The 26,623-nt window shown below is 65.5% G+C and carries 29 protein-coding genes; 15 read left to right on the forward strand and 14 right to left on the reverse strand.

The genetic code is table 11. From position 1 onward, the window contains the following. The first annotated feature begins 1 nt into the window (after position 1). Positions 2 to 1,033, forward strand: coding sequence for an L-idonate 5-dehydrogenase (locus tag I3J27_RS22605; protein WP_270160630.1), 1,032 nt, complete (start codon positions 2 to 4; stop codon positions 1,031 to 1,033). Between the two features lie 13 nt (positions 1,034 to 1,046). Here the strand turns inward: I3J27_RS22605 and I3J27_RS22610 are convergent, their stop codons facing one another. Beyond that, positions 1,047 to 1,913, reverse strand: a complete 867-nt coding sequence (locus I3J27_RS22610) for a DUF3280 domain-containing protein (protein WP_270160631.1) — start codon at positions 1,911 to 1,913, stop codon at positions 1,047 to 1,049. Positions 1,914 to 2,101: 188 nt separating this feature from the next. On the opposite strand from I3J27_RS22610, the gene I3J27_RS22615 reads away from it, so the two are divergent. Further along, positions 2,102 to 3,487, forward strand: coding sequence for a sensor histidine kinase (locus I3J27_RS22615; RefSeq protein ID WP_270160632.1), 1,386 nt, complete (start codon positions 2,102 to 2,104; stop codon positions 3,485 to 3,487). After that, entirely contained in the window at positions 3,484 to 4,146 is a 663-nt protein-coding gene (locus I3J27_RS22620) for a response regulator (protein WP_270160633.1), read from the forward strand. Before I3J27_RS22615 ends, I3J27_RS22620 begins: the two co-directional genes overlap by 4 nt. 5 nt (positions 4,147 to 4,151) lie before the next feature. On the opposite strand, the gene I3J27_RS22625 is transcribed toward I3J27_RS22620, so the two are convergent. After that, on the reverse strand, positions 4,152 to 4,994 hold the full coding sequence (locus I3J27_RS22625; protein WP_270160634.1) for a hypothetical protein: 843 nt from the start codon (positions 4,992 to 4,994) through the stop codon (positions 4,152 to 4,154). A gap of 209 nt (positions 4,995 to 5,203) precedes the next feature. Here I3J27_RS22625 and I3J27_RS22630 point away from each other — a divergent pair, with 209 nt between their 5' ends. The 4 genes from I3J27_RS22630 to I3J27_RS22645 all read left to right on the forward strand — a co-directional run bounded on the left by I3J27_RS22630 (position 5,204) and on the right by I3J27_RS22645 (position 9,765). Further along, entirely contained in the window at positions 5,204 to 6,088 is an 885-nt protein-coding gene (locus I3J27_RS22630) for an IclR family transcriptional regulator (RefSeq protein WP_270160635.1), read from the forward strand. 1 nt (position 6,089) lies between these two features. Further along, positions 6,090 to 7,286 carry a CaiB/BaiF CoA transferase family protein gene (locus I3J27_RS22635; protein WP_270160636.1) on the forward strand — a complete coding sequence of 399 codons (1,197 nt, stop codon included), beginning with the start codon at positions 6,090 to 6,092 and terminating at the stop codon, positions 7,284 to 7,286. Between the two features lie 72 nt (positions 7,287 to 7,358). Then, a complete protein-coding gene (locus I3J27_RS22640) occupies positions 7,359 to 8,345 on the forward strand; it encodes a Bug family tripartite tricarboxylate transporter substrate binding protein (protein WP_270160637.1) in 987 nt (328 codons plus the stop codon). Positions 8,346 to 8,604: 259 nt separating this feature from the next. Continuing rightward, positions 8,605 to 9,765: a helix-turn-helix transcriptional regulator gene (locus tag I3J27_RS22645; protein ID WP_270160638.1), complete on the forward strand. Its 1,161-nt coding sequence runs from the start codon at positions 8,605 to 8,607 to the stop codon at positions 9,763 to 9,765. A 28-nt stretch (positions 9,766 to 9,793) separates the two neighbouring features. Here I3J27_RS22645 and I3J27_RS22650 read toward each other — a convergent pair whose 3' ends face one another. Both I3J27_RS22650 and I3J27_RS22655 read right to left on the reverse strand, forming a co-directional pair. Then, on the reverse strand, positions 9,794 to 10,285 hold the full coding sequence (locus I3J27_RS22650) for an SRPBCC family protein (protein ID WP_270160639.1): 492 nt from the start codon (positions 10,283 to 10,285) through the stop codon (positions 9,794 to 9,796). A gap of 2 nt (positions 10,286 to 10,287) precedes the next feature. Further along, the gene (locus tag I3J27_RS22655) at positions 10,288 to 10,674 is read right to left on the reverse strand and encodes an ArsR/SmtB family transcription factor (RefSeq protein WP_270172864.1); all 387 of its coding nucleotides are present in this window, start codon (positions 10,672 to 10,674) and stop codon (positions 10,288 to 10,290) included. Between the two features lie 274 nt (positions 10,675 to 10,948). Here I3J27_RS22655 and I3J27_RS22660 point away from each other — a divergent pair, with 274 nt between their 5' ends. Then, the gene (locus I3J27_RS22660; RefSeq protein WP_270160640.1) at positions 10,949 to 12,010 is read left to right on the forward strand and encodes a serine hydrolase; all 1,062 of its coding nucleotides are present in this window, start codon (positions 10,949 to 10,951) and stop codon (positions 12,008 to 12,010) included. A 75-nt stretch (positions 12,011 to 12,085) separates the two neighbouring features. On the opposite strand, the gene I3J27_RS22665 is transcribed toward I3J27_RS22660, so the two are convergent. Further along, positions 12,086 to 12,910: an outer membrane protein gene (locus I3J27_RS22665; RefSeq protein WP_270160641.1), complete on the reverse strand. Its 825-nt coding sequence runs from the start codon at positions 12,908 to 12,910 to the stop codon at positions 12,086 to 12,088. A gap of 270 nt (positions 12,911 to 13,180) precedes the next feature. Beyond that, positions 13,181 to 13,885 (reverse strand): SDR family oxidoreductase, encoded by a 705-nt coding sequence (locus tag I3J27_RS22670; protein ID WP_270160642.1) that lies wholly within the window; start codon positions 13,883 to 13,885, stop codon positions 13,181 to 13,183. Between the two features lie 101 nt (positions 13,886 to 13,986). Here I3J27_RS22670 and I3J27_RS22675 point away from each other — a divergent pair, with 101 nt between their 5' ends. Then, positions 13,987 to 14,829 carry a GNAT family N-acetyltransferase gene (locus tag I3J27_RS22675; RefSeq protein ID WP_270172865.1) on the forward strand — a complete coding sequence of 281 codons (843 nt, stop codon included), beginning with the start codon at positions 13,987 to 13,989 and terminating at the stop codon, positions 14,827 to 14,829. Between the two features lie 18 nt (positions 14,830 to 14,847). Here I3J27_RS22675 and I3J27_RS22680 read toward each other — a convergent pair whose 3' ends face one another. Beyond that, entirely contained in the window at positions 14,848 to 15,294 is a 447-nt protein-coding gene (locus tag I3J27_RS22680; RefSeq protein ID WP_270160643.1) for a hypothetical protein, read from the reverse strand. 290 nt (positions 15,295 to 15,584) lie between these two features. On the opposite strand from I3J27_RS22680, the gene I3J27_RS22685 reads away from it, so the two are divergent. Next, positions 15,585 to 15,869 (forward strand): hypothetical protein, encoded by a 285-nt coding sequence (locus tag I3J27_RS22685; RefSeq protein WP_270160644.1) that lies wholly within the window; start codon positions 15,585 to 15,587, stop codon positions 15,867 to 15,869. A gap of 53 nt (positions 15,870 to 15,922) precedes the next feature. Here the strand turns inward: I3J27_RS22685 and I3J27_RS22690 are convergent, their stop codons facing one another. The 6 genes from I3J27_RS22690 to I3J27_RS22715 all read right to left on the reverse strand — a co-directional run bounded on the left by I3J27_RS22690 (position 15,923) and on the right by I3J27_RS22715 (position 18,883). Then, positions 15,923 to 16,204 (reverse strand): hypothetical protein, encoded by a 282-nt coding sequence (locus tag I3J27_RS22690; protein ID WP_270160645.1) that lies wholly within the window; start codon positions 16,202 to 16,204, stop codon positions 15,923 to 15,925. 12 nt (positions 16,205 to 16,216) lie between these two features. Next, positions 16,217 to 16,657 carry a curlin gene (locus I3J27_RS22695; protein ID WP_270160646.1) on the reverse strand — a complete coding sequence of 147 codons (441 nt, stop codon included), beginning with the start codon at positions 16,655 to 16,657 and terminating at the stop codon, positions 16,217 to 16,219. 76 nt (positions 16,658 to 16,733) lie between these two features. Then, the gene (locus tag I3J27_RS22700; protein WP_270160647.1) at positions 16,734 to 17,144 is read right to left on the reverse strand and encodes a curlin; all 411 of its coding nucleotides are present in this window, start codon (positions 17,142 to 17,144) and stop codon (positions 16,734 to 16,736) included. A 25-nt stretch (positions 17,145 to 17,169) separates the two neighbouring features. Continuing rightward, a complete protein-coding gene (locus I3J27_RS22705; protein ID WP_270160648.1) occupies positions 17,170 to 17,562 on the reverse strand; it encodes a curlin in 393 nt (130 codons plus the stop codon). 111 nt (positions 17,563 to 17,673) lie between these two features. Beyond that, positions 17,674 to 18,075, reverse strand: a complete 402-nt coding sequence (locus I3J27_RS22710; RefSeq protein ID WP_270160649.1) for a curlin subunit CsgB — start codon at positions 18,073 to 18,075, stop codon at positions 17,674 to 17,676. Positions 18,076 to 18,247: 172 nt separating this feature from the next. Then, the gene (locus I3J27_RS22715; RefSeq protein ID WP_270160650.1) at positions 18,248 to 18,883 is read right to left on the reverse strand and encodes a response regulator transcription factor; all 636 of its coding nucleotides are present in this window, start codon (positions 18,881 to 18,883) and stop codon (positions 18,248 to 18,250) included. Between the two features lie 592 nt (positions 18,884 to 19,475). On the opposite strand from I3J27_RS22715, the gene I3J27_RS22720 reads away from it, so the two are divergent. The 5 genes from I3J27_RS22720 to I3J27_RS22740 all read left to right on the forward strand — a co-directional run bounded on the left by I3J27_RS22720 (position 19,476) and on the right by I3J27_RS22740 (position 25,857). Continuing rightward, entirely contained in the window at positions 19,476 to 20,903 is a 1,428-nt protein-coding gene (locus tag I3J27_RS22720; protein ID WP_270160651.1) for an efflux RND transporter periplasmic adaptor subunit, read from the forward strand. After that, positions 20,900 to 21,625 (forward strand): ABC transporter ATP-binding protein, encoded by a 726-nt coding sequence (locus tag I3J27_RS22725; protein WP_270160652.1) that lies wholly within the window; start codon positions 20,900 to 20,902, stop codon positions 21,623 to 21,625. The genes I3J27_RS22720 and I3J27_RS22725 overlap by 4 nt, the downstream gene beginning before the upstream one ends. Then, positions 21,622 to 22,845 (forward strand): ABC transporter permease, encoded by a 1,224-nt coding sequence (locus I3J27_RS22730; RefSeq protein ID WP_270160653.1) that lies wholly within the window; start codon positions 21,622 to 21,624, stop codon positions 22,843 to 22,845. The genes I3J27_RS22725 and I3J27_RS22730 overlap by 4 nt, the downstream gene beginning before the upstream one ends. Positions 22,846 to 22,894: 49 nt before the next feature. Continuing rightward, positions 22,895 to 23,206: a response regulator transcription factor gene (locus I3J27_RS22735; RefSeq protein WP_270160654.1), complete on the forward strand. Its 312-nt coding sequence runs from the start codon at positions 22,895 to 22,897 to the stop codon at positions 23,204 to 23,206. Between the two features lie 800 nt (positions 23,207 to 24,006). After that, positions 24,007 to 25,857: an alkaline phosphatase family protein gene (locus tag I3J27_RS22740; RefSeq protein ID WP_270160655.1), complete on the forward strand. Its 1,851-nt coding sequence runs from the start codon at positions 24,007 to 24,009 to the stop codon at positions 25,855 to 25,857. Positions 25,858 to 25,914: 57 nt separating this feature from the next. Here I3J27_RS22740 and I3J27_RS22745 read toward each other — a convergent pair whose 3' ends face one another. Beyond that, positions 25,915 to 26,487, reverse strand: coding sequence for a hypothetical protein (locus tag I3J27_RS22745; protein ID WP_270160656.1), 573 nt, complete (start codon positions 26,485 to 26,487; stop codon positions 25,915 to 25,917). Between the last annotated feature and the right edge of the window lie 136 nt (positions 26,488 to 26,623).

Below are 26,623 nucleotides of genomic sequence, written 5' to 3' on the forward strand. Positions count from 1 at the left end.
CATGCGCGCCGTCGTCATTCACGCCCCGAAGGACCTTCGGATCGACAGCTATCCTGATGCAGAACCCGGCCCGGGCGAGGTCCGCGTCAAGATCGCGAACGGCGGCATCTGCGGCTCCGACCTGCACTACTACCATCACGGCGGCTTCGGCGTCGTCCGTATCCAGCAGCCGATGGCGCTGGGCCACGAGATCGCCGGCGTGGTCGCTTCCGTCGGCGACGGCGTCACCGGCGTGAAGCCGGGCACGCGCGTTGCGGTCAATCCGAGCAAGCCGTGCGGCCAGTGCCTGCACTGCCAGGAGGGCATGCGCAACCAATGCCTCGACATGCGCTTCCTCGGCAGCGCGATGCGCTTTCCCCATGTGCAGGGCGGCTTTCGCGAGTTCATCACGGTCGATGCCACGCAGGCCGTGCCGATCGCGGACAAGCTGTCATTGGCGGAAGCCGCGGTCGCCGAGCCGCTCGCGGTGTGCCTGCATGCCGGCAAGCAGGCCGGCCCCCTGCTCGGCAAGCGCGTCATGATCACCGGTTGCGGCCCGATCGGCGCGCTGATGATTCTGGTCGCACGCTTCGGCGGCGCGTCCGAGATCGTGGTGACCGATGTGGCTGACGCACCGTTGGCAGTCGCGAAGAAGCTCGGCGCCACGCACGCCATCAATGTCGCAACCAACGCCACCGCGCTCGATCCCTGGCGCGCCGGCAAGGGTGTGTTCGACACGCTGTTCGAAGCTTCCGGAAATCAGGCCGCGCTACGCGCCGCGCTCGACGTGCTCAGGCCCGGCGCGACGCTGGTGCAGCTCGGCCTTGGCGGCGAGATGACGCTGCCGATCAATTCCATCGTCGCCAAGGAATTGCAGCTCCGCGGCACCTTCCGCTTCGACCCCGAGTTCGAGCTCGCGGTGCGGCTGATGGGCGAAGGCCTGATCGACGTGAAACTGCTGATCACGGCGACGATGCCGTTCGAGAACGCGGTCGCCGCCTTCGAGCTCGCCAGCGACCGCGCGCAGTCGATGAAGGTGCAGTTGACGTTCTAGGGGCGTCGATGGCCTATTGGCTCTCGATCAGACGGTCGCTGACCAGCCGCACGGCGCCCCGTTTCCACGAATAGTCCGCGCCCAGGCGCAGGCCGCTGTCGCCGCGTGCCAGCACGGCGCCGGTCCTGGCATCGCGCACCTGAAAGCCGAGCGTGTATTCGGTGCGGCTGACCCGCCGCACCACGCCGATCAGCGACTGGTCCGCGCCGAGCTTTTGCGCGATCGCCGCCTCGCAGCCGCCGCAGTCCCGCAACGCATGCGCCTTCGCTGCCTCGCCGCCGACATCGACGATGCGATAGCGGCCGGATTGACCGAGCGACTCGCGCACGCTGGCTGTGACTTCGGCGAGGTATGACGCATCTGACGTCGCTGATGCACCCGCTGCGGCAGCGGTCGTATCCTCGAGCTCGAAATCGAACACCGCCAGCGCGACCGGCGCCGGTGTGCCGAGGGCGGCCATGACTTCGCGGGACACGAAGATCTCGGCGCGCTCCCATGATTCATCATTGTCGCCGCGGAAGGTGTAGAGCTTGTCCATCACGAGCTTTTTGGCGCCGACGTCGATCACGGCGACCTTGGCCCATTGCACCAGCGTGCTGGTCTTCTGAATGCCGCCGATGACCTTGAATGCCGCGCCGTCCTGGGCGGACGGCACCAGCCGGTAGCGCCCGCCTTCGCCGATGTCCCGCCTGAGCGCGGCCATGAACGCCTGAAGCCGCCGCTCATGGGCGGCGGTCTGGTTAGCCGGTTCTGCCGACGTGTCGGCATAGCTGAAATCGTCCATGGCAACGCCGATGCCGGCCTCGGCACCGGCCGGCGAATAGGCCGCCGGGAGGACGAGGAGGAGGACGGCAGAGAGGATCGACCTGATACGGCGCATGCGGGCCTCGTGTGATGGAGCGGCGGCGCAATCTGGACGGCGGCTTCGCGCCGTGCAGCCGTCCCCGTCCCGGCGAGTGCCGGGAAAATTTCACGACGTTGCACCGCACTATGCGCGGCGCTTTCCGCAGCCTGCGTTCTGCCGTTTAATGCGGGAGGGACAATTCCGTTCGCACCAGGTGCAAGCCGATGTGGAACCGCCCGAGGTTCGATCTCAAGGTCCGTCTGACGTTGCGCGTGGCCGCGATATCGGCCGCCTGCTTCGCCGCGATCTCCGCCTATTTCCTCATCACGGCCGACCGCGCGGCCCATGCGCGCATCGACGATATCGCCGCCATCGTGGCCAAGACGCTGGAGCTGCAACAGGGCAAGGTCCAGTGGGTGGCCAGCCCCCGCTCGGACTTTCCCAACCTCGATCCCGTGTCGGCCTATGTGATGACGCCCGGCCTGTGTCTGGCGTTCCGCGGCCCCGGCGGCGACATGCTCCAGCGATTCTGCAGCGGCGCGCCGACCCCGGCGAGCCCGCCACCGCAACTCTTCGCGGCCTTCTACCGCAGCCTGTTCGACCCCGGCCGCGAGGCGGCACGGCCTGTGATCGTGCGCGGCGCGAAGCTTGGCGAGACCGTGGTCTCGGTCGATCCGGCCGTGCAGACGGCCGAGGCCTGGCACGAGGCCGGCCGCCTGATGCTCGCGCTTGCGATCGCACTGCCGCTGCTGTGCGTCCTGGTCTACGCCGCGCTCGCCCGCGCGCTGCGCCCCACCCGCATGATCGGCAGCGGCCTCGAGCGGATCGCCGCGGGCGACCTCACCACGCGGCTGCCGCCGTTCGATCTCGCCGAGCTGTCCGCGATCCGCGACGTCTTCAACCATCTCGCCGAAAGCCTCGATATCGCGCTGGCCGAACGCGCCGAGTTGACGCGGAAGCTGATCGCGCTTCAGGACGAGGAGCGCCGCCATCTCGCGCGCGAGCTGCATGACGAGTTCGGTCAGTCGCTCGCCGCGATCCGCGCGCTCGCCTCCTCTGCCCGCCAGACTGCCGCGCAGGACTGCCCTGACCTGCTCGGCGAATGCGACGGCATCGCGCGGACCGCGACCGGCATGATGGAGACGTTGCGCGGCGCGCTGTTCCGGTTGCGCCCGCCTGACGTGGAGGAGCTCGGGCTCGTTGCCAGCCTCGAAGGCCTCGTCGCGGGCTGGAACGGGCGCAGCCGCGGCCAGACGCGCTTTACGATCCGCTTCGACGGCACGTTCGAGAGCCTGCCGGCCGCGACCAGTGCCAGCCTCTACCGCATCGTGCAGGAGGCACTCACCAACGCCGCCAAACATGCCGGCGCCACCAGGGTGAGCCTGGAGCTCGCGATGCACACTGAGGAGATCGCACTTGCGATCGACGATGACGGGCGGTCGAACGATCCCGCCGCCAAATCGGGCATGGGCCTGCTCGGCATGCGCGAGCGCGTCGCGGCCTTGCGCGGCCAGTTGAGCTTCGAGGCTGCGCCGAACGGCGGCTCCGCGCTGCGCGTGGTGATTCCGCTTGCAGCCGCCGACCGGCAGCCCCTGGATCGCGCGGCATGAGCGCGGCCGACGCGACCATTTTGTTGGTCGACGACCATTCCGTCGTCCGCGAGGGCTATCGCTCCGTGCTCCAGAAGCAGCCGGGATTGCGCGTCATCGCCGAAGCCGCCGACGGCGCCGAAGCCTACCGTCTCTACAAATCCGAGGCACCCGACCTCGTCATCATGGACCTGAGCATGCCCGGCATCGGCGGCATCGAGGCGGTCAGGCGGATCAGGCAGTGGGACAAGGCGGCACGGATCCTCGTCTTCACCATGCACGAGAATGCCGGCTTCGCCGTACAGGCGATCCGCGCCGGAGCAAGAGGCTACGTCACCAAGACCAGCCCGCCGGAGACGCTGGTGCGCGCGGTGATGGACGTGCTCGCCGGCAAGATCGCCATCAGCCCCGACATCGACCACGAGCTCGCACTCAGCCGGCTCGCCGGGGAAAGCTCGGCCGCCGACGTGCTCACGCCGCGCGAGTTCGAGGTGATGCGGCTGCTGCTCGCCGAGAACACGACGGAGGAGATTGCCGAGACGCTGCATGTCAGCCCGAAGACGGTGGCGAACCTGCACTCGCTGATCAAGGACAAGCTCGGCGTCGGCTCCGACATCGAGCTGGTCCGCCTGGCGCTGCGCCAGGGACTGCTGACGCAGCCCGATCTGGGCGAGGCCTGATCCGCTCAGGCCAGATACTGCGTGAGATAGCCTTCCATGGCGTAGAGCGCGCAGAGCGCGAGGCTCGACCACACTGCGGCGCTGAAATACAGGAACATCCAGGTCAGCTCGCCCTTCCAGTGCGCGATGTCGTGGGTCACGACCCAGCGCGTCGAGACGTCATGCAGGCCTTCGAGGAAGCCCAGGAACCTGCCGCCTTCTACATGCCCTGCCCGCCAGCGGCTGAGATACATCGGCACGTCGACGGTGACGAGGAAGGCGAGGAAACAGGCGATGCCGACGATGCCTGACATCAGCGCCCAGCGCACCACGCCCTGGAATTCCGGCATCAACCGGCAAAGCGCGATGCCGGCGAGGAAGAAGGTCACCGCCCACAGCGAATTCTCGATCGCGTTGTAGAGGAAGTTCGTGGTGACGACCGCGTACCAGGAGAAGCACTCCGCGATGATGATGATCGGCACGATCACGAGCGCGATGTTCACCGCCGTCTCCGCACCCGTCATGCCCCCGAGTTGATGCAGGATGATCGCCCATTGCGCGACGAAGCAGAGTTCAGCCACGGTCGCGACCGTGCGGCCGACGAAGATGCTCGACAGCCAGGTGTCGAACAGGCAGATGCGCTGCACGTCGGCGCGCGGCAGCACCGAGCGGAAGGCGCAGCCGAACACGTAACCCGCGCAAAGCAGGAACATCAGGCCGATATCCGTACCGCCGCCGATGCTGCCCGCCACCGTCGGGTAGAACTCGCGGTACAGCATGAACCAGACGAGGATGTTGGCCGCGCTGACAAGCGTCAGGGACCCCCACCACCACGCCAGGGGATTTGACCGTGCCTGCCACTGCAACATGAATCGCTCCGCCGTAATCGATATGACATTAACTCGTAATAATCTTGTCACAACAAGCCAAGGAATCACGACAAAAATCTGTGTGGCGATGCCTGTCCGCACCTCTTTTGTCCTCAGCTTGAGGCACGCTTCGCGTCCGCATAGTGGACGATCGGTCGTACTTTATGAATCTATTGGACAACAGGCCTCTCCGGGTTCATTAAACCCGCATGGCTCGAACCGTGTCCAAACCAAGCCGCGCCCCCTCGTCCGCCGCCGTCGTGCTGGCTTCGAACGCCGATGACGCCGCGTTTGCGACGACGCTGGCAAAAGGTCTCGTGGTGCTCGAAGCATTCAAGGCCGGAGCGACGCTGCTCGGCAACATGGAGCTGTCGACGCTGACGGGGATTCCGCGGCCGACGGTGGCGCGGCTGACGCACACGCTGGCCGAGCTCGGCTACCTCCACTACGATGCCGATCGCGCCAAATATCGCGTCGGCGCACGTTCCTTGCGGATGGCGCATCCGCTGCTCGCCGACATGCAGTTCCGGCAGGTCGCACGCCCCATGATGCAGGAGCTGGCGCAGAGCCTGCGCGGCACGGTCTCGATCGGCCTGCTCGACGGCACATCGATGATCTATGTCGAGACCGCACGCTCCGGCGATGTCGGCCCCCACGTCCCCGACATCGGCATGCCCATTCCCGTGGTGATGACGGCCATGGGCCGCGCCGCGGCGGCGACCTTGCCGCAGACCGACGCTGCGCGCCTCGAACAGCGTATCGAGGGCGAAGACGCCGAACTGTGGTCGGCCTTTCGCGACAACTACCGTGCCGGGCTCGCCCAATGCACCAGCCGCGGCTTCTGCACCTGCTGGGGCGAGTACATGGCCTCGATCCACGCCGTCGCAGCGCCGCTGTTTCACGCGAGCGAGGCGAAGCGATCGTTCTCGATCAATTGCGGCATCCCCGCGTTCCGGCTCCAGCCCGGCCAGCTGGAAAGCGAGATCGGCCCGCGCATCGCCGCTCTCGCCGACAGCATCCGCGCCATCGTCAGGCAGGCGGAGCCGACGACGACACCACGCAAAATCAAGAAAATCACGAGCCCCGGGAAATGACATGGCTGGCCCCCTCGAAGGATTGAAGGTCCTCGACATCGCGACGATCATCGCCGCTCCGTTTGCCGCAACGCTGCTGGCCGACTACGGCGCGGACGTGCTCAAGATCGAAATGCCCGGGCATGGCGACGGCGTGCGGTCGTTTCCGCCGTTCAAGGACGGCAAGCCGCTGTGGTGGAAAGCCGCCAATCGCAACAAGAAGTTCGCCACCCTCGATCTGCGGACGCCGGATGGGCTCGCGCTGTTCAAGCAGCTGCTTCCGCGTTTCGACGTGCTGATCGAGAATTTCCGGCCGGGAACGCTCGATCGCTGGGGCCTGTCGAAGGAGGTGCTGTGGTCGATCCAGCCGCGCCTCGTCATCCTGCGCGCCACCGCCTTCGGACAGAACGGGCCCTACAGCGAGCGCCCCGGCTTTGCCCGGATCTTCGAGGCCATGGGTGGGCTGACCTACATCACCGGCGAGAGCGAGGGCGAGCCGACCCATCCCGGATACCCGATCGGAGATTCGATCGGCGGCCTGTTCGGTGCCGTCGGCGTGCTCGCGGCCTTGTGGAAACGGGCACGCGATCCCGATGCACCCGGCGAGGAAATCGATCTCTCGCTCACGGAGGCCACCTTCCGTCTGCTCGACGTTCTCGCCATCGAGCACGACCAGCTCGGCACCGTTCGCGGCCGCATCGGCAACGCCAACGGCTATTCGGCTCCGGCTGCGGTATTCCGCACCAGCGACGATCACTGGGTGACGCTCGCAGGCTCGACCAACGCGCTCTATGCGGCCAATTGCCGGGCCATTGGGCGGCCCGATCTCATCGACGATCCCCGCTTCGCCACCAACGACCGGCGCGTCAAGCACGCCGCAGAGCTCAACAGCATCTTCTCTGCCTGGTGCGCCGAGCACCGTCTTGACGATGTCCTCGCGAAATTCAATGCGGCGCAGGGGACGCTGGCGCCGATCTATTCGATCGACCAGATCGCCGACGATCCACAAGTGAAAGCGCGCGAGGCCATCACCCGCGTCGCCGACCGGGATTTTGGGACCGTCGCCATGACCAATGTCGTCCCGCGCTTCGCCATCGATCCCGCCCAAATGCGCCATGCCGCCGGTGACATCGGTCAGGACAATGCCGAGGTTTATCGGGACTGGCTCGGCCTCTCGGAGCAAGAGATCGAACAGCTCACTGCACGGAAGGTGATCTGAAGCCGAAGCAAGACAAAGCCAACAACAAAGAAACAACAACAAAGAAACAACAACAAAAGGGAGGAAGAGACAGTGGCTTCATTCAAGGTCACACGCCGAACCCTGCTGGCGGCACTCGCAGGCGGCCTGGCCGTCGGCTCTATCCCGCCGGCACGGGCAGAGGACGCATGGCCTTCGCACCTGGTGCGGCTGATCTCGCCCTACGGGCCCGGCGGATCCAACGACATCTCCCTGCGCCTGCTGGCCGAAGAGTTCGGCCGCAGCTTCCATCAGCAGTTCATCGTCGAGAACAAGCCCGGCGCCGGCACGCGCATCGCCAACGATATGGTCGCCCATGCGCCCGGCGACGGCTACACCATTCTCTACGTCGCGGCTCCCTACGCCACCGCCGAGGCGCTGTTCGGTAAGCTGACTTATGACCGCAAGGAGCTGCAGCCTGTCGCGATGGCTGTGATCGCGCCGCTTTTTCTCATCATCAGCGCCGAGGCGCCGTTCAAGACGCTCCCCGAGTTGATCGCCTACGGCAAATCCAAACCGGACGGACTGACCTTCGCCTCGCCAGGCGCCGGCTCGCAGCCGCACCTTGCCGGAGAGCTCCTGTTTCGCGATGCCGGCGTCAAGGGCCTGAACATTCCGTTCCGGGGTGATGCCGCCTCCTACACCGAACTGCTCGCCGGCCGCGTCGATGCCACGCTGACGGCGCTGCCGACTGCCTTGCCCTACATCCAGAGCGGCAAGTTCATCGTGCTCGGCGTCGCCTCGCCCGAGCGCAGCGCGCTCTATCCGCAGGCGCCCACCCTGCGCGAGCAGGGTTTTCCCAACGTCGCCGCCGCCGGCTGGTACGGCTTCATGGCGCCGTCGACGACGTCGCGCACGATCGTCGACAAGCTCCAGGCCGAAGTTCTGCGCGCCCTCGCCGTGCCCGCGATCAAGGACAAGCTGACCGCCCAGGGTCTCGAAGTTCGCGCCGGCACCGCCGCCGAGTTCGGCCAGTTCATCGACAGCGAGACGCAGAAATGGACCAAGCTGATCCGCGAGGCCGGTCTCAAGGGCGAATGACTGCCCCGATCTGCGCCGCCGAAAGACGGATGTTCGCTTGCATGTCCTTCGAGACCAGCCGTCACCCACTGGGGTGACGCGGGAACAGGAGCGTCCCGTTAGCGTTCGGGCGAACCGGGCGTGACGAGCGCGGCCGGCAGACCGCAAATGTGAAGCACGACACAGCGATGCTCGAACGAAGATGCTATGGGGTGGCACTGGAATTGCAAAGCCGCGGCAGGTGACGTCAGCAGCGCCGCGAAACGGGGCCGGTCCACCCATGCTAGAGCCGAGCTACACGGATCTCGTCGTCGCGATCTATCAGGCGGCGGTTCGGCCGGAACTCTGGGCCAGCGCGCTCGAGCTGGTCGCCGACCATCTTGGTGTCGACAGCGGCATGGTGCTTCACCTTTCGGCCTCGGGCGACGGCAACTTCATCGTTCACCATCGCCTGCGCGACGACCTCAACCAGCTCTTCCTCCAATACCATACCGAGAATCCCTACTCATTCGCGTTTGCTCGGGCGCCGGTCGGCAAGACGCTCATGACCGGGGAGCTCGTCGAAAAGGCGGTGCTCCATCGCAGCGCGTTCCATGCCGACATTCTCGCGCCGCAGGACATCGAGGAGATCATCGCGGTGCGCCACGCCGATCTGTCCCGCGACGGTGTCGGCGGCATCCTGTTCAATGTCTCGAAGGCGCGGGCCGACGTCGCCGGGCATGCCGCAGCACGGCTCGACGAGCTCGTCCCTCACCTTTCCCGCGCCATCGATCTGACGCTCCTGACCAGCCGGGCGAATGCCGGCAACTGCCACCTCGAGCAATTGCTCGCGAATATGCCGGGCGCTGTCATTCTGCTGGATGGCCACGGCGGCATTCTCCAGATGACGCCGGCTGCGGAGACCCTGCTCGGCGAACGCGACGGGCTGTGTACCGGCGGGAGCAGCCCTGTCGCCCTTCGCGCGCAGGCGCGCGACGACGCCTCGCGCCTTGCAGCCTGCGTCAAGCAGGCGCTCGCATCGGCACGCGGAGAGCAGCCAACCCTCGATGACACGCTTCAGGTCAGTCGCCCTTCCGGCCGGCGCGCGCTGCTGGTGCGGGTCACGCCGCTTCCTCCGCCGGCCTTCCTGCCCTGGAGCAGGGTCGATGGCGGGGCACGAGCGATGGTCCAGGTCGTCGATCCGCAGGCGCCGGTCGACGCGCAGGCCGAACGATTGCGCCGGCTGGTCGGGCTGACCGCGGCCGAGACGCGCGTCGCCGCGCTGCTCGCCAGCGGCCTCGGTCTCACCGAGGCGGCAGGAGTGCTCGGCGTGTCGCTGAACACGGTGAAGACGCACGCCCGCCAGGTTTTCGCCAAGGCCGAGGTGCGTTCCGCTGCGGCCCTGGCGCGGCTCGTGGCGTCGATTCCGGCCGGGCCGCCGCGGCCCGCCGGAACGTCGTAGATGCGTCGGGAACTCCGTCAGACCACCATCACCCCTTCCTCCCCGCGACATAAGCCGCGAGCTTGTCCAACGTCTGGTAGCCGTATTCGACGGCACCGAATCCGATCATGCCGTCGCGCTGCTCGGTGCTCGAGGCCAGTTGCCGCATCATCAGCACGGTCTTGCCGTTGCTCTGCTCGGCAAAGGTGACGGTGAAGCGGAACATGCCGGGATCCTCGTCCTGATCGGTGCCGTGATCCATCTCCATCAGGGACGGCCGCTCGATGCGGCGGAAGCGCATGCGGTTCGGATAGACGGTGCCGTCGGGGCCGATCATGTTGAAGCGCCAGACGCCGCCGACGCGCACGTCGATCTCGAAGGTCTCGACCTTGAAGCCCTTCGGCCCGAACCATTGAGGCAGATGCTTTGGATCGGACCATGCCTCGAACACCAGCTCGCGCGGCGCGTCGATCACGCGCGACATCACGATCTCGCGGTCGAGCGACCATTGCGACAGGGCGGGATTGGCAGAGTTCGTCATCGTCAGGAACCTTTCTTCTTGGTTGTACGGGACGGCCGTCTGGCGGCCGCCCGCTCCTTCTCTTTCTTCAGCTTCATCACGTAGGCCTCAAAGCGGTCGAGCCGCGCCTCCCAGATCGCACGCTGCTGCTGGAACCAGTCTTCGGCGCCGACGAGCGCATCCGGACTGAGGCGGCAGGTGCGCACGCGACCGGATTTTTCGGATTGAACGAGCCCGCTCGTCTCCAGCACCTTGATGTGTTTCATGAAGCTCGGCAGCGCCATCTCGAAGGGATCGGCGAGCTCGCCGACCGACGCCTCGCCGGCGCACAGCCGAATCACGATCGCCCGCCGCGTGGGATCGGCAAGGGCCGCGAAAACCTGGTCGAGCCGGGATAATTGGTTAGCCATGAAGCTAACTATAGCGCCGCCATCGACCGGCGTCAATGATTGTTAGCTCATGAGCTAAGTATTTTTCGGAGCGCCTCGACGCGCGGAACCCACCACGCGCAATCGTGAATTGGGACGCGCGCTCCTCCTCGTTAAAAGAGATCGGGGGCACATCGCATCATGTGTCAGAGCCGTGCCGTCTGTTGTCACCTCATCACACCTCACCCGGCGGGCGTTCGCTGCGCTCGTTCCCCTCGCGCTTGCCTGGCCGCGCCGCGCAGCCGCGGATTCCGACATGATCGCCCAGATGCGCGACATCGTCGCGGCCGAGCTGACGCCGACCGTAACACCCGACCAGCCGGGCGGCCTTGCCGCCGCGCTCTATGCCGGCCGCCATGTCGAGTTCTTCAGTTACGGCTTTGCCGACGACGCCACGCGAAGGCCGGTCACACCGGACACGCTGTTCAATCTCGGTTCCCTGCGCAAGCCTTTCGAAGCGACGCTGGTGGCGCTCGGCGCGCTCCGCGGCGAGCTGCGGCTCGATGATGCCTTGCCGAAATACCTGCCTGAGCTCACCGGCGACTATGTCCGCAAGGTCACCGTCGGTCAGCTCGCCACGCACACGTCCGGCATGCTGCTGCCGACCGACCATCCACCCTGGCCGAACGATACGTTCTCCCGGGCGCAGTTCATCGACATGCTCAACGCCTGGACACCGCAGGCCGGCGAAGCGCCGGGCAAGCAGCGCATCTACAGCCATGCCTGTTACGTGCTGCTCCAGCTCGTGCTCGAGCGCTGCTACCGCACTCCGGTCGCGACGCTGTTCGAGCAGCGCATCCTTGCTCCGCTCGGCATGAATGCGACCTCTCTGCCGGAGCGCGGGGAGGACAACCGCGCCGCCATGGATGCGGCGTGGATGCAGCGCGTGGTCCAGGGCTATTCGGATCAGGGCACGGCGATCGGCCCGCCCGGCAACCAGCAGAGCTATTTCGACTTTCCCGGTACCGGCCAGATGTTCTCGTCGCCGCGGGATCTCGCGACCTTCGTTGCGGCCTGCGTCGACGGCCGCTCGGTCGATCCGCATCTGCGCGAGGCGCTGCGGATGACGCAGCGTGAAGTCTTCCGCTTCGACGAGAAATTCGGACAGGGCATGGCCTGGGAGAGCGTGCGTCTGCCAGGCGTCACCGTCATCGACAAGCCGGGCGGCCTCAACAACGCCTCCGGCTATATCGGCCTCCTGCCGGCGCGGCGGATCGGCATCGTGCTGCTCGCCAATCGCGGCGAATATCCGCATGAGATCGCCCGCTACAAGATCCTGCCCGCGCTGGCACATCTGCTGGCATCGCACGCAGGCTGACCGTCGAAATGAAAAAGCCCCGGCCGCGCCGGGGCTTTCCGTAAGTCGCAGAACGTGATGCTCCTCAGTCGACCATTAGTATCGGGCGACGACAGGTCCGCCGAACTTGTAGTTCACGCCGACGCGCACGATGTTCGACTTGAGATCGACCGAGTGGGTGAAGGTCTGGGCTGGCTCCGCGGCACCCGCGACGAGATTGTTGCTCGTCACGCTAACGCGTCCGAGATCGACGTAGAGATATTCGGCCTTCACGGACCAGCCGTTGCCGACTGCGTATTCGCCGCCCACGCCTGCGGTCCATCCAACGCGAGTGTCGCGGATCGATCCCGACTCAGTCGCGGGTGAGAAGGTGTCGGTGAAGGCGAAGTTGCCCTTCACCTCGGCGATGGCCGCGCCGCCGGTGGCATAGAGCAGCCAGCTTGGCGTCGCGAGGAAGCCGACGCGGCCACGGATGGTGGCGAGCCAGTCGGCCGAGACCGACGAATTGATGGTGAAGGTGTCCGGTGCGCAGCAGGGATACACGGCCGTGTTCGTCGCGCTACCCTTGAAGCCGAAATAGTTGATGTCGCCCTCGAGACCAAGCACGGCCTGATTGACCTGCCAGTTGTAGCCGGCGGTGAAGCCGCCGGTCACGCTGGAGCTGTTGATGCGCTGGGCGCCGACGGACCCGATGGCGGTCACGCTCGAATCCGCGAAATAAGCAGCCACCGGAAACAGGGTGGTCGTGGCCGGGTTCGCGGTTCCCCATTGTCCGCCGACATTGGCGCCGACATAGAAGCCGGTCCAGTTATAGGCCGGTGCCATCACCGGCGCCTTGGTGTATTGCGCCGCAAGGTCGGCGGCCTGCACCGATGCGGTGCCCAACGCGATCGAAGCGACCGCCAGCAAAAACTTCTTCATTCCAATCTCCTTGCCCCACGCGATTGATCTCGCGTTGCCGAGTGCGCGCGGTGGAGGCATCCGGCGCAGTTCTGGCATAGGGCCCGCGCCGCTATCCGTCTTGGGCTGCGGCGAAGTCCATGGGGACTGTGACGCAGCGTGCGCCTCAGGTCGTGCGAACGGATGGCGAGTGTGACCGAACAGCCACGCGTCATCCCTGGTCAGCGGCGTGCAACGCACGCCGGTGTCGCGTCACGACAAGGTCGCGACATCGCGATTCGACGGCGCGCCTCACACCGAGCGCGTCAGCCCGCCGTCGACGCGAATGTTCTGGCCGGTGATGTAGGCCGCACCGTCCGAGGCGAGGAACGCGACCGTCGCGGCGATCTCCTCGACCTTGCCGTAGCGCTTCATCGGCACGCTGTCGCGGCGCGCGTCCAGCTGCGGCAGGCTGTCGATCCAGCCCGGCAGCACGTTGTTCATGCGGATGTTGTCGGCCGCATGGGTGTCTGTGAAGATCTTGGTGAAGGCGGCGAGGCCGGCGCGGAACACCGCGGAGGTCGGGAACATCGCGCTCGGCTCGAACGCCCAGGCGGTCGAGATGTTGATGATGGCGCCGGCCTTCTGCGCCTGCATCAGAGGCGTCACCAGCCGGGTCGGGCGGATCACGTTGAGCAGATACGTATCGAGGCCGGTGTGCCACTGCTCGTCGGTGATCTCGGTGATGGGCGCGCGCGGGCCGTGGCCGGCACTGTTGACCAGCACGTCGATCCGTCCCCACTTCGCCATTGCACCGTCGACGAGGCGCTTCAGATCGTCATTCGACGTGTTTGAACCGGTGATCCCGAGCCCACCGAGCTCGGCCGCCAGCGCCTCGCCCTTGCCGGAGGACGACAGGATCGCGACGCGAAAGCCGTCGGCCGCGAGCCGCCGCGCAGCCCCTGCCCCCATGCCGCTGCCGCCGGCGGTGACGAGTGCGACCTTCTCTGCTGCCATGACTGATGATCCCTGTGTTGAGGCGAGCCGCGGGCCCGGCCTATCATGAGGCCTTCTACCGCCGGAGCCGCCGGCAGGTCCACCGTTCGAAGGCATCCATGATGAGCGATTTGCAGATCCGCAATCTGAACGCTTCGGAGATCGCTGTCGCCGTCGATTGGGCCGCGGCCGAGGGTTGGAATCCGGGCCTCTCCGACGCCGCCTGCTTCGCGATCCCCGACGCGAAAGGCTTCTTCGTCGGCGAGATCGACGGCGAGCCGGTCGCGATCGTCTCCTGCGTCAACTACGATGATCGCTTCGCCTTCCTCGGCTTCTACATCGTGCGATCGGGCTATCGCGGTGCGGGTCACGGCCTGCGGATCTGGAACGCCGCGATCGCGCATGCGGGCGCCCGCGTCATCGGGCTCGACGGCGTCGTGGCCCAGCAGGACAATTACAGGAAGTCGGGCTTCCGGCTTGCCTACGCCAACATCCGCTACGGCGGCATCGTCGCGGCGCCGCAGACGCCACCCACCGACGTCGTCGCACTCAACAAGATTCCGTTCGCGCTCATTGAAGCCGACGATGCCACGGTCTTCCCCGCCCCGCGCAACGCCTTCCTGCGCGCCTGGATCAACATGCCGGGCCATATCGGCCGCGCGCTGCTGCGCGACGGCAAGCTTGCCGCATGGGGCGTGATCCGGCCGTGTCGGACGGGCTGGAAGATCGGCCCGCTCGTCGCTGACGACCGCATGGCGGCGGACGCGATCGTGCAGGCCCTGCTGGCAAGCGCCGGCGGCGGCGAAATCTTCCTCGACGTCCCCGCCGTCAACCACGACGCGCTCGCACTCGCGGAGCAGCTCGGTCTCAAGCCGGTGTTCGAGACCGCGCGGATGTACACGGGACCGATCGCGCCGCTGCGGATCGACCGCGTCTTCGGCGTGACCAGTTTTGAGCTGGGTTAGCTGCGCGGACGACGCCGCTCAATAGCAGCGCATGATGTTGACGGTGTGCTCCGCACCGCCGCGGCCGGGCACGGTCACCTGCTCCGTCGGGCAGCTCGGCACATAGGGCCGGTCGGACGGCACGACGTTCGGCGGGAAGCGATGCGTCCAGTCCCAGGGAACGTCATAAGTGTAGGTGTAGCGGATGTCGGTGGAGACCGGCTGTCCGGCATCGGCGAAAGGCTGGCCGTAGCCTGCGTTGTCGTACGAGAACCCGCCGCCGCCCGGCCAATAGACCCAGGGCGCGTGGCGGCCGCGGAACCGGGCGCCGGGCGCCATCGGCGGATGCGCCACCGCCCCGGACGGTGCGGCGGCCACCCCATGCGCGGCACTGCCGCCGGGCCGTGCAAAACTGTCGCTGGAAGCAAGGAGCAGCGCGGCTGCGCTGAGCGAGGCCAGCAAGGCCCCATATGATCTGGACATCATGATACGCACCAACTCGTTTGGCTTCGGCGGCTCCCCATCACACGCTAGGCCGGGCCGTCACCCACCCGCAAACGTATAATTAATTGTTGGTTAAGGCACGGGATTAACCGGGAACAGGGTGCGGCAGAACGCCCGGGATTCCCGGATGATTTCAGGCACTTCGTTCCAAGAACTTCGAAGCAACGCCGCTTCATAACCTGTTGATCAGACTTGATCGCGCAAGGCGAATACGTCCGGAACGCTCCCCCATCGCGGTCGTTGGCCCCGACAAGAAGCAAGGAGCATCTTCAATGCAGAACACGTCAAAACTCCTCTGCCTGATCACGGCATCACTCGTTGCGGGCACCACGGCCGCGTCGGCGCAGGGCTACGATTGGAACGGATCGCGCGCAGGCTGGGACCGTACGGCACCGAGTTACGAGCCGGTTCAGCCGCGCGCGTACTATCCGGATGCCGCCGGGCCGTATGGCGCGCTCAACGGCACCAACCATCCGACGCCGAGCTCGACGCAGGGCGATGTCGGTCCGGAGGGAAACAATAACGGCACACTGACCGGCGTCTATCGCGACTGGTAAGGCCCGCTCACGTCGAGGCCCATCGTCCCCCGGGGACGATGGGCCTTCGTGCGTCAGCGGCCCTGCTGCTTGCGCAGCCAGTCGAGCATGTCCTGCGGATTCCCGCTGCCCTGAGTCACGATGGCGGTGTTGCCGCCGCTGCGGCGATAGACGGTGGTGCGCCCGGGCTCCTTGTCGATCCTGACCTCGGCCTGCGCGGGATCGCCGCTTTGCGTGATCGCCACCGTTCCGTTCTCGTCCTGGACCACCGTGGTGTGGCCGTCGCCGGCCCCGGCCGGCGCCATCGCGACGGCGCCCATGAGTCCTATTCCGGATGCGAGCAGAAGCAATCTCATGTCACACCTCCATCACCGGCTGAACTGGAAGATCGCCAGCCAATTGAAACGCCCGAACTGCCTCACCGCTCCCGTGTTCATGTCGCCGATCTGGAGCAGGAGCGCGTTGGTGGAATTGCCGATCTGGGTGATGTCGGCGGTGTTGCTCAGGCCGGACTGACCGATGGCGGCATTGGTGGTACCGCCCACCTGGATCACGTTAGCATAGTTGCGCGTGCCGTTCTGGATGATGGTCGCATCCACCGTGCCGGTCCCGCCGATCTGGATCACCCGCGCGATATTGATGCGGCTGTTCTCCTCGATCGTGACAGGCTGAACGTTGTCGCCGAACTGCACGACCGTTTCGATGCTCACGTTGCGGTTCGTCACGCTGCGCTGGACGGATCCGGCGCACGCCTGCGTCGCGGTGCCGACGACGGCAAGCAATGCCGCCAGGGCCAGCGCGTGCTTCAAGGCGCGTCTCAAGACTTGTCCGCCGCATCGCATCGCGTTTCCCCTGGTTCTCGACACCGACGAATCCGCGCAACCGTTACGGGCCGGTCTGGACGATCGTCGACGCGTTGACCGTGCCGAACTGCGCCACGGCACCCGTATTCATGGTGCCGAGCTGGGAGATCTGGCTGGTCGCCGATTGGCCGGCCTGGCCGACAAAGGCGAAATTGTTCATCCCGGCCTGCCCGATCGACGCGGAATTCGTTCCGCCGAATTGAAGGACGCCCGTGGCATTGTTGGTGCCGTTCTGGGTCACGGTCGCGCTGGTGCTGCCGCCGATCATGAACACGCCCGCCATGTTGAGCTGACTGTTCTGGTTCAGCACGACCGGCGGTCCGCCGACCGAGACGATGGTCTTGATGTCGGCGGTCTGGGCTCCGGCAGATCCGGCGCCGGCCGAGCACAGCGCGAACATCGCGGCGCACGCACTTCCCAAAAGATGTTTCATGACGGCCTCACCACTTCACGCCTGCTCACGGAGTCTGCTGGAGAATCGTCGAGCCGTTCAGGATTCCGAGCTGGCCAACGCCCGCCGCATTGTTGGCACCGATCTGGCCGATCAGACTCGAATTGGAGCCGCCGACCTGGCCGGCCAGCGCCGTGTTCGACGCCGTCGCGGTGGTGCCGCCCTGCCCGATCACCGAATTGTTGACCGTGAGGAGCGAGCCGGTCTGCAACGTGGTCGCGGTATTGGTCGCGCCGAATTGCAACGTGGTGGCGTCGTTGCTGGTGCCGCCGCTCTGCGAGATGAAGGAGTTGTTGGTGGTGCCGAACTGCAGCACGCTGGCCGAGTTTCCGGCCTGCGCATCGACGGCCGTCAGCGCGCCGAGCGCCACGATCGTCGCAACGAGGTAGGTGATCCGCATGTCATTTCCTCCGCGAAAGTAAGCGAGCGACCGCCGACTGGCTCGATTGCGGTGCTGTTCGAAGATGGTCCGGACGCGCCGCACTGCGACGCGTCCGGCCAACAGGCTGGCTCAGTGCGCGGTCTGCGAGACCGTGCTCGTGTTGACGCCGAAACCGCTCAGCTGACCGACGGCGGCCGAGTTGTTCTGGAGCGCGGCGGGCCCGAACGAATTCTGGGTGATCCCGCTGCCGTTGTTGCCGAAGGCCACCTGGCCCGTGGTCGCCGAGTTCTGCACGCCGATCTGGTTCACGGAGCTGGCGTTGTTGAGCGAGGGGGAGCTGGTGCCCTGCATGGTGGACGCACCGTTCAGGATGCCGACCTGGGTCGTCGACGACGTATCGTTGGTGAGGCCCTGCTGCGAAACGCTCGAGGAGTTCACGACGCCGACCTGCACGGTCGTCGAAGTGTTGGCGGCCTGCGCGGCGGAAGACAGAGCGAGCACGGCAACCGAAGCAAAAAACAATTTACGCATGGAGTATCCCTTTCTGGCAAAGTTGTCTGACTGGATTCTGATGCCGTCTTGGAAGAGCCGACATCGTAGGGATGACTCTGAACCGATCGTGCTTGGTGCGATAGACTGCAGTTCATGCTAGTCGATACGGACTAGACGTCGCGCGATAATCTCGCTCCCGGCAGATCTAGTTCTACGCGGAGCGCTCGGCCTGGAGTCCCATGCTGTCGATCAATCGCGCCACCTCGATCGGCGAACGCAGCTCCAGCTTTCGCATCATCCGCGCGCGATGGACCTTCACCGTCACCTCGCTGACGCCGAGCTTTGCCGCGATCTGCTTGGCGACGAGCCCTTCGGCCATCAGCAGCATGATCTCGCGCTCCCGCACCGTCAGCGTCTCGATGCGCTGCCGCGCCTCGCGCACGCCGTCCTCGCGCTCAAGGCGCCTGCGATCACGCTCGATCCCGTGCCTGATCGCATCGAGGATCTCCTGCTCGCGGAACGGTTTTGGCAGAAACTCGATCGCGCCGCGCTTCATGGCCTCGACCGAGACACGTACGTCCGAGTGGCCGCTGATGAAGACGATCGGTATCGGCACGCCCGTTTCCGCCAGCCTGCGCTGAAGCTCGAGCCCGGTCGGCGAGGTGCCGGGAAAGCGGATGTCGAGCACCAAGCAGGACGGACCGTTCGCGAGCGTCTCCGCGAGGAATTCGTCGGTCGAAGCAAACAATCTCACTTGATGCCCCGTCTCCTCGCAGAGGCTTCCAATCGCGTTTCGTATCTGGATTTCGTCATCAACGACATAAACTGTGGCTTGATTTGAACTCATTCCAAAAGGCTCCCGGCCTTGGCGCTCGATGATCCAGCAACGAGCCAACCATTGTTCTTGCAAGCGATAACAAGGTGCTTGGAAGCATGCGCAATGACCGAGAGACTCTCATCGGTCCGCAGATATCACGTCTTAGAGCCAACAACCCGTGGAGACGAGTGAAGGCGTTCACATATCGGACTTCGTGATTGAAAGAACGCGGCGCCGCCACAGGCAGCGTCATGGCGAGGTGCCATCCGGAGAATGCAGCAGTCCGGCGCTGCCGCTGTGATATCGTCCGCTGCGTCATGGCGTCGCGACCCATACGCCAATCGAACGCCAACCGTCTGCAAACCTGACGGGACGTTCAGTCGGCTATCGAGTTTTGATACCGCGCGCGTTGTTTGGAATACGCCTGGTATGCACTCTGCGCAAATCACGAAAAGTAGCACCGCGGGGACTTTACGACTAGATCACGAACCGCGCCCGTCCGTCGCCCCCGGCAACGGCGACATAAAGCCAATATCTCGAGATTGTTTCGACGAAATACAACCATAGCGCGATACACGATCTTTCCGCCAGCAAAGTCATTTTCAAGAGGCGGGCTTTTGATATGCGATTTGGACCTGTCATTGCCTTGTTCGGAACTGCGTGTGGCCTCGCCGCGATCTACGGTGCGGGGCCGGATCTCATCACCAGAGCTGCCGGACACGCCGCAGACGGCGCGGCTCGGGCCTATCAGTCGACGAGGACGTTCCTCGCGCCTTCCGGACTGGACGCGCCGACCTTCGGATCGGATGCGCCCGTGTTCCGCTACGCCGCGATTCAACGCGGCAGCATCGAGCAGACCGTCACGGTCACCGGCGCCCTGCAACCGGTCAAGACGATCGAGGTGGGGTCCCAATTGTCCGGGCAGCTCGCCCGCGTCTATGTCGATTTCAATGACACCGTCACCAAGGATCAGCCGCTCGCTTTGATCGATCCGCGCAGCTTCGCCGCCAAGGTCGACGAAGCAAGGGCCTCGCTCGCGGTCGCCAGCTCCCTGGTCGACATCGCGCGCGCCAAGCTCGATCGCGCCAGGATCGATCTCCAGAACGCCCGGGGCAGCCGCGACGTGCTTGCGGCCAAGCTCGAGAGCGCCCAGGCAGTCAAGAGCTCGGCGCAGAAGACCTTGCAGCGGAAGCTGGCGCTCCAGTCGCAAAACGTGGTGGCGACCTCGACGGTCGACGACGCCCAGACGGAATTTACCGCGCGCCTCGCCCAGGAGCGCGAGGCCGAGATCATGATGTCCCTCAACGCCTACTCCGTGGATGGCGCGCAGGCCGACGTCCGCCGGATCGAGGCTGAGCTGCAACAGGCGAGAATGGCGGTCCCGGAGAAGGCGGCCGTGCTCGCTGCGGCCCAGGCCGATCTCGACCGCACCGTGATCCGGTCGCCGATCGACGGCGTCATCGTCGGCAGGTTCGTCAATGAGGGCCAGACGCTTGCAGTCGGGCTTGAATCGCGCACCACTTTCGTGGTTGCGCGCCGCCTCGAGGACATGGAGATCCACGCCCAGGTCGACGAGGCCGATATCGGGCGCATCGCCCCCGGCCAGCGCGCCCATTTCACGGTGGATGCCTATCCCGACCGCCGCTTCGAGGCGGTGGTGCGACAGGTCCGCAAGGCGCCGCAGAACCAGCAGCACGTCGTCACCTACACCGTCGTGCTGGCGACCTCCAATCTCGACGGCGCGCTGCTGCCCGGCATGACCGCCCTGGTGAAGATCGTGATCGAGCGGCAGGACGACGTGCTGAAAGTGCCGCTTGCCGCGCTGCGCTTCCAGCCCTCCGGCACGCGGTCGGATGCCGCGGCGCGCAGCGGCGTGTGGGTGCGCACCGCAAGCGGCGCGCTCCAGCGCGTTGCCGTGACGGTCGGCGCGGCCGGCACCGAGCAGGTCGCGCTCAGGAGCGGAGACCTCGTCGAGGGCAGCCAGGTCGCGGTCGGTCAGGCCATCCGTCCGGCGGGCATGGAGTTCCTCGGCATCAGGTTCGGATCATGACCGCGTCCCCGCCCCTCATCAGCCTCCAGTCGGTCTCGAGGACCTATCGCACCGACGGTGTAGCGGTGACTGCGGTGCGCAATGTCAGCTTCGCCATCACGCAGGGCGAGATCGTCGCGGTGATGGGACCGTCAGGCTCGGGCAAGTCGACGCTGATGAACATGATCGGGCTGCTCGACCTTCCGAGCGAGGGCGCGGTCTATCTCGAAGGGGCCAATGTCGCCGCGCTCTCGGAAGATCGCCGGTCCTCGTTGCGCGCCCGCAGCATCGGCTTCGTGTTCCAGTCCTACAATTTGCTCGCCCGCCACAATGCGATCGAGAACGTCGCGCTGCCATTGGTCTATTGCGGCGTCAGTCGCAAGGAACGGCTGGCGCGCGCCAAGCAGAGCCTTGAGGCCGTCGGCATGCTGCACCGGGCTCATCACTTTCCGCGGCAGCTCTCGGGCGGCGAGCAGCAGCGCGTCGCGATCGCACGCGCGCTGATCGCCTCCCCGCTGATCGTGCTCGCCGACGAGCCGACCGGCGCGCTCGACAGCCGCACCGGAACCGAGATCCTGGCCCTGTTCGCCGCGCTCAACAGGACCGGCCAGACCATCGTGATGATCACGCATGATCCGGCCATCGCGACCCAGTGCCGGCGCACCATCCGCCTGCACGACGGCGAGCTCGTCGGCGACGAGGCGCAGGACCAGATCCTGCCGAAACGGAGCACGGCGTCATGACGATGCTCCAGGGCTTTCAGATCGCGCTGCACGCCTTGCGCCTCAATCCGCTACGCAGCTTCCTCACCATGCTCGGTATCGTGATCGGCGTCGCCTCCATCGTAACGGTGTTTGCGATCGGATCCGGCGCGCAGCTTCGCCTCCAGGAGCAGATCCGCTCGATCGGTGCCAACGTGCTGATGATCACGCCCGGCGCGGTCTATCAGGGCGGCGTGCGTCTCAAGGACGGCAGCAAGCTGACGATGACCGAGAGCGACGTGCAGGCCATCCTCGAGCAGATTCCGGAGGTCCAGGCCGCGGCCGGCTCGATCGCCGGAACGGCGCAGGTCATCCACGAAAGCAAGAACTGGAACACGACCATCAACGGCACGACGACCGGACACTTCATGGTGCGCGACTGGCAGCTTGCGACCGGGCGCTATTTCTCCGGCACCGAGGAGGCCGGCGCCGGCAAGGTGGTGATCCTCGGAAGCACGGTCGCACGCGAGCTGTTCGCGCCCGGCGTCGACCCGATCGGCGCGCAGATCAGGATCATGAAGGTGCCGCTCGAAGTGGTCGGCGTACTCGATCGCAAGGGACCGGCGCAGGACGACGTCGCCTTCGTGCCGCTCACCACGGCCAAGCTGCGTTTCCTCGGCAGCGCGAGCAACATCAACCGGGATTCGGTCGCCTACATCATCGCCAAGGTAGCCGCGGACGGACAGATGCCGGGGGCGCGATCGGAAATCGAAAGCCTGCTGCGGCAGCGCCACCGTATTCCCGCCGGCCAGGAGGACGACTTCAAGGTCCAGGATCCGGCCGCTGCGATGGAGGCCCAGCAGGGCGCCATTCGCACCGTCGCGCTGCTGCTCGTCGCCATCGCCTCGGTGTCGCTGCTCGTCGGCGGCATCAGCATCATGAACGTCATGATCGTCTCGGTCACCGAACGCACCCGGGAGATCGGCATCCGCCGCGCGCTCGGCGGACGGATGCGGGACATCCGCCTTCAGTTCCTCTGCGAAGCGCTCGTGCTCTGCCTGCTCGGCGGCGCCATCGGCGTTGCCGGCGGCATCACGCTGTCGATGACGGTCGCCCGCATGGCGGGATGGATCACCTCGATCGACGGCCAGGCGATCGGCCTTGCGCTCGCCTTCTCGATCGCGACCGGCCTCATCTTTGGTTTTTATCCCGCCCACAAGGCGTCCAAGCTCAGCCCGATCGAGGCGCTCAAGACGGAATGAGAACATGCTGGGATGTTCAAATCGACCAAAAGCCAGGGAGGAACCAGTCATGAGCCCGGATTCGAAGGATTCGATTACACCGACACCGCGCGAGCGTGAGTTGATGACGCTGATTGCGCGAGGCATGCAGAACAAGAACATCGCCTACGAGCTCAAGATCTCGGAGAACACGGTGCGGGCGCATATCGGCAACATCATGCGCAAATATCGCCTCCAGAACCGGACACAGATCGCGATCATCTTCGCCCTGCACGCGGCGCCGCCAGCGCTCCGCCGCGATCTGGCCGATGGCGACGGTTATTCGACGACGGTCGGGCCGGTCCGCGCTCGGAACACGCGGGTGCCGACCGCGCCGGATTGACCGTCCCGCCACAATCCCTTGCGCCGCGTCGGGCGAAACACCCAAGTCCGGGGTCAACGGACCAGCATCAAAATATTTCTCTTTATTCGAATTCGGAATTTTGTTAGAAATTTTACACTTCGGCCCAAGAAAGAGGGGCGTATCGCGATCGTCACGAACGCGGGCCGGACGGCGGTGGACGTCAGTCACATCGGCGCGAAGGATTTCGTAGGGCAGGCAACTGTGAGCGAAAGGTCTCGCGCACACGACCGGTGTGATCGGCGTACGGCCAAATCGTGTCGTCCTGGCGCCCGGGGTCTGTGCGCCAAGTCTTGCGGTGATGTGGCGGCCCGACCGGGCACGCGCATCAGCCATCCGATAAGGCGACGGGGGCAATAGTGCATCGCTCCCCGGGGAGAGCACGACATACGCCGTTCCAACCACTGCGCAGGGAAGGCCGGGATGTCCTGGCTACACCTGTATGCCGCTGTGCAGATTTCTCACGACAACCTCGCACAGTGGACCTCGGGTGCCAGCGGGCTCCCGGTCTTCCCTGCGCCCTCTTTCATCGATGAGGGTGAGCGACGAAGCCAAAGCTCGGGCGAAACGCGCCGCGAGGATAATTAGCTATGCCTGTCGATAAGCAGAGGTCTCGTGCCCCGGCTCTGCAGAGCGCCGTCGCCACACACCGTCATTGCGCGTGCTCCCCACCCTTCTTTACACGCCTCTCCGCCCTTGTAACAAAACCGTCATACAGCAAAACTAAACGATAGCCGGGGGCCGCGGTCGCGGCCGAGCCGCCTCACCGTCAGGAGATTTTGATGCGCCGTTCACTGGTGTTGCTGTCAGCGGGACTGACCGTGCTGTCCACCGGATTTGCTTCCGCCCAGAACAATACGCCCCGTAACCTGATCCTCTTCATTCCGGACGGGCTGCGCGCACTCAAGGTGACGCCGGAAACCGCGCCGGCCATGGCCGAGGTTCGCGACAAGGGCGTCAACTTCAAGAACCCGCATTCGCTCTTCCCGACCTTCACCATGGCCAACGGCTCGGCGATGTCGACCGGCCATTATCTCGGCGACACCGGTGTGTTCTCCAACACGATCTGGACCAACTACACCTCCGTCCCCGCCGGCGACACCGTCGTCCCCTTCATCGAGAACGATGCCGTGCTCGGCGACATCGACGAGCATTTCAAGGACTATCTCAACGAAGACACCATCCTGAAGCTGGCCCGCGACAAGGGGCTGAGCACCGCGGCGATCGGCAAGGTCGGCCCCACCTACCAGTTCGACCACACCGACAAGCTCGAAAAGCCCGGCCCGCATTCGGTCGTGTTCGACGATTCCACCGGCGGCAAGAACGCCGTAGCATTGTCGGACGAGGTGAAGGACGCACTGACCAAGGCCGGCCTGCCCCTCGCCACGCCGCCGCGCGGCGACAACTCCAAGGCGGGCGATGCCAAGACACCCGGCACCGTTGTCGCCAACGTCGCGCAGCAGGCCTATTTCGCCGACGTCGCCACCAAGGTGGTGCTGCCGATGTTCAAGGCCCGCAACAAGCCATTCGTGCTGGTGTTCTGGTCGCGCGACCCTGACGGCACCCAGCATAACCAGGGCGACAGCCTCAACCAGATCAAGCCGGGCATCAACGGCCCGAGCACGATGGCGAGCATCAAGAACGCCGACAACAACCTCGCCCAGCTCCGCAAGGCCTTGGACGAGCTCGGCCTCTCCGCCAGCACCAACATCATGGTCCAGGCCGACCACGGCTTCTCGACCATCTCCAAGGAAAGCAAGACCAGCCCCTCGGCCAAGGTCAGCTATGACGACACGCCGAAGGACTTCCTGCCGATGGGCTTCCTGGCGCTCGATCTCGCCAAGACGCTCGACCTGCCGCTGTTCGACCCCAACGACAAGAATGCAAAGATCGAGGGCAACAAGCATCCCAAGGCCGGCAACGGCGTGCTCGGCAAGGATCCTGAGAAGCCCGACCTCGTCGTCGCCACCAACGGCGGCTCCGACCTGATCTATCTGCCGAGCAAGGACAAGAAGCTGGCGGCCAGGACCGTCAAGGCGCTGCTCGAGCAGGACTACGTCTCCGGCCTGTTCGTCGATGACTCGCTCGGCCGCTTCCCCGGTACGCTGCCGCTGTCGAGCATCAATCTGCGCGGCAAGTCGGCGACGCCGACGCCGACGATCGTCGTCAACTTCCGTTCCTATGCCAGCGATTGCGGCGAGGCGCCGACCAATTGCTCGGTGCAGGTCGCCGACACCGTGCTGCGCCAGGGCCAGGGCATGCATGGCAGCTTCAGCCGCGGCGACACCATGAACTTCATGGCCGCGATCGGTCCCGACTTCAAAGCCGGCTATGTCAGCGAGATCCCGGTCAGCAATGCCGACGTCGGCATGACCGCCGCCCAGCTGCTCGGACTGCGCGGTTCGCAGAACGGCGGCCTGGTCGGCCGCGTGATGTCGGAGGCCCTGCCCAACGGCATCGTGCCGAAGGCGTACAAGGCGGTCGAGAAGTCGAAGAAGTCCGAGAACGGCCTTCAGACGGTGCTCAACGTCCAGCGCGTCGGCAGCCAGCGCTATTTCGACGCCGCCGGCTTCCCCGGCCGCACGCTCGGCCTCGAGCCTGACACCGACAAACAAAAAACGGCGGGGAAATAACCCCGCCGCTTTCTGTCGCGCCTCGCAAGAGGCGCGACAATCTCAAGAACCCAAATCCTACATGCCGATGTCGAACACGTTCGGCAATTGGCCCGCCAGAGGCAGCGCGGTGGCGCCCAGGAAGGTCGCCACCATCGCCATCAGGCGGCGGTTGTTCTGGCGCTTGCCGCGCATCTGACCGGCGATCCACTCCAGCATCTCGCTGTTGACCTTGGAGGCATAGGACGGCGCCCAGCTCTCGATGTCGGTGTCGGCCGCCAGCGCGACGCTGCGCGGCGGCACCTTCAGGCCCGAAGCGCTCGCGGCGTAGTGAGCAACGGCCTTGGCCAACAAATCGTCGAACCGGCCGCCATCGGTGCGCTCGGTCGCGGCTTCGTTGATCTCGAACAGGATCTCGGCTTCCGTGCGGCTGACCGGCTGGTCGTTGACGGCGGTGGCGGTCAGGATACGGGTGCACCAGGCGGTGTCATCGGCATCGAGCGAGCGGGAGAAATGGACCCGGCCCTTGGTGGTCGGGCCTTCGCCCGTGATCACACCGTCGCGCACGATGGAGAGTGCATGGGCCGCGGTATCGCGGCAGGACGGTTCGAGGGACGGAGACTCAACAGAGTGATGCGCAGCGGCAGACATAGTTCACTTCCAGATTTCTTCTGATCGACCAGCATTTTCATGCGGACGTAAAGGGGTGGTTAATGATTCGATACGGGGATCGCGACTTTTCTAGATGGTTGCCAATTGGTCGCTGTCAGGACCATTTTGGTTCTAG

The organism is Bradyrhizobium xenonodulans (assembly GCF_027594865.1).
GTDB lineage: Bacteria > Pseudomonadota > Alphaproteobacteria > Rhizobiales > Xanthobacteraceae > Bradyrhizobium > Bradyrhizobium xenonodulans.

What these genes read in the sequence shown, in the direction of transcription:
- I3J27_RS22605 (WP_270160630.1), top strand. Translation starts at nt 2, where the DNA reads ATGCGCGCCGTCGTCATTCACGCCCCGAAGGACCTTCGGATCGACAGC.
- I3J27_RS22610 (WP_270160631.1), bottom strand. Translation starts at nt 1,913, where the DNA reads ATGCGCCGTATCAGGTCGATCCTCTCTGCCGTCCTCCTCCTCGTCCTC.
- I3J27_RS22615 (WP_270160632.1), top strand. Translation starts at nt 2,102, where the DNA reads ATGTGGAACCGCCCGAGGTTCGATCTCAAGGTCCGTCTGACGTTGCGC.
- I3J27_RS22620 (WP_270160633.1), top strand. Translation starts at nt 3,484, where the DNA reads ATGAGCGCGGCCGACGCGACCATTTTGTTGGTCGACGACCATTCCGTC.
- I3J27_RS22625 (WP_270160634.1), bottom strand. Translation starts at nt 4,994, where the DNA reads ATGTTGCAGTGGCAGGCACGGTCAAATCCCCTGGCGTGGTGGTGGGGG.
- I3J27_RS22630 (WP_270160635.1), top strand. Translation starts at nt 5,204, where the DNA reads ATGGCTCGAACCGTGTCCAAACCAAGCCGCGCCCCCTCGTCCGCCGCC.
- I3J27_RS22635 (WP_270160636.1), top strand. Translation starts at nt 6,090, where the DNA reads ATGGCTGGCCCCCTCGAAGGATTGAAGGTCCTCGACATCGCGACGATC.
- I3J27_RS22645 (WP_270160638.1), top strand. Translation starts at nt 8,605, where the DNA reads ATGCTAGAGCCGAGCTACACGGATCTCGTCGTCGCGATCTATCAGGCG.
- I3J27_RS22650 (WP_270160639.1), bottom strand. Translation starts at nt 10,285, where the DNA reads ATGACGAACTCTGCCAATCCCGCCCTGTCGCAATGGTCGCTCGACCGC.
- I3J27_RS22655 (WP_270172864.1), bottom strand. Translation starts at nt 10,674, where the DNA reads ATGGCTAACCAATTATCCCGGCTCGACCAGGTTTTCGCGGCCCTTGCC.
- I3J27_RS22660 (WP_270160640.1), top strand. Translation starts at nt 10,949, where the DNA reads ATGATCGCCCAGATGCGCGACATCGTCGCGGCCGAGCTGACGCCGACC.
- I3J27_RS22665 (WP_270160641.1), bottom strand. Translation starts at nt 12,910, where the DNA reads ATGAAGAAGTTTTTGCTGGCGGTCGCTTCGATCGCGTTGGGCACCGCA.
- I3J27_RS22670 (WP_270160642.1), bottom strand. Translation starts at nt 13,885, where the DNA reads ATGGCAGCAGAGAAGGTCGCACTCGTCACCGCCGGCGGCAGCGGCATG.
- I3J27_RS22675 (WP_270172865.1), top strand. Translation starts at nt 13,987, where the DNA reads ATGAGCGATTTGCAGATCCGCAATCTGAACGCTTCGGAGATCGCTGTC.
- I3J27_RS22680 (WP_270160643.1), bottom strand. Translation starts at nt 15,294, where the DNA reads ATGATGTCCAGATCATATGGGGCCTTGCTGGCCTCGCTCAGCGCAGCC.
- I3J27_RS22685 (WP_270160644.1), top strand. Translation starts at nt 15,585, where the DNA reads ATGCAGAACACGTCAAAACTCCTCTGCCTGATCACGGCATCACTCGTT.
- I3J27_RS22690 (WP_270160645.1), bottom strand. Translation starts at nt 16,204, where the DNA reads ATGAGATTGCTTCTGCTCGCATCCGGAATAGGACTCATGGGCGCCGTC.
- I3J27_RS22700 (WP_270160647.1), bottom strand. Translation starts at nt 17,144, where the DNA reads ATGAAACATCTTTTGGGAAGTGCGTGCGCCGCGATGTTCGCGCTGTGC.
- I3J27_RS22705 (WP_270160648.1), bottom strand. Translation starts at nt 17,562, where the DNA reads ATGCGGATCACCTACCTCGTTGCGACGATCGTGGCGCTCGGCGCGCTG.
- I3J27_RS22710 (WP_270160649.1), bottom strand. Translation starts at nt 18,075, where the DNA reads ATGCGTAAATTGTTTTTTGCTTCGGTTGCCGTGCTCGCTCTGTCTTCC.
- I3J27_RS22715 (WP_270160650.1), bottom strand. Translation starts at nt 18,883, where the DNA reads ATGAGTTCAAATCAAGCCACAGTTTATGTCGTTGATGACGAAATCCAG.
- I3J27_RS22720 (WP_270160651.1), top strand. Translation starts at nt 19,476, where the DNA reads ATGCGATTTGGACCTGTCATTGCCTTGTTCGGAACTGCGTGTGGCCTC.
- I3J27_RS22725 (WP_270160652.1), top strand. Translation starts at nt 20,900, where the DNA reads ATGACCGCGTCCCCGCCCCTCATCAGCCTCCAGTCGGTCTCGAGGACC.
- I3J27_RS22730 (WP_270160653.1), top strand. Translation starts at nt 21,622, where the DNA reads ATGACGATGCTCCAGGGCTTTCAGATCGCGCTGCACGCCTTGCGCCTC.
- I3J27_RS22735 (WP_270160654.1), top strand. Translation starts at nt 22,895, where the DNA reads ATGAGCCCGGATTCGAAGGATTCGATTACACCGACACCGCGCGAGCGT.
- I3J27_RS22740 (WP_270160655.1), top strand. Translation starts at nt 24,007, where the DNA reads ATGCGCCGTTCACTGGTGTTGCTGTCAGCGGGACTGACCGTGCTGTCC.
- I3J27_RS22745 (WP_270160656.1), bottom strand. Translation starts at nt 26,487, where the DNA reads ATGTCTGCCGCTGCGCATCACTCTGTTGAGTCTCCGTCCCTCGAACCG.